Origin of the sequence: Pseudomonas sp. IT-P258 (assembly GCF_949767825.1) — a bacterium.
GTDB classification, from domain to species: domain Bacteria; phylum Pseudomonadota; class Gammaproteobacteria; order Pseudomonadales; family Pseudomonadaceae; genus Aquipseudomonas; species Aquipseudomonas monachiensis.
On the sequence record NZ_CATKPU010000009.1, the window covers coordinates 1 to 201 of the forward strand.

Annotated in this window: 1 protein-coding gene; it reads left to right on the forward strand. The window is 58.2% G+C overall.

Going from position 1 to position 201, the window contains the following annotated elements:
- On the forward strand, window positions 1-201 hold a 201-nt coding region (locus tag ACM6G4_RS00040; protein WP_414912731.1), incomplete at both ends, for an immunoglobulin-like domain-containing protein.

Consider the following 201-nt stretch of genomic DNA (forward strand, 5'->3'; position numbering starts at 1 on the left):
GAAGCCGGCAAGCTGTCGGCCATTTACACCGCGCCAGTGCAAGGTGACGACGTCTACAAGGACGGCCAGACCCTCACCGTTGGCATCAGTGATGCGACCGTTGATGGCAAGTCGTTTGAGAACCTCGTCATTGGTGGCGAAGCCAAGGTCGAAATTACTGACACCGTCAGCGAAGTGATCGCCACCCTGACCGCCGACAAG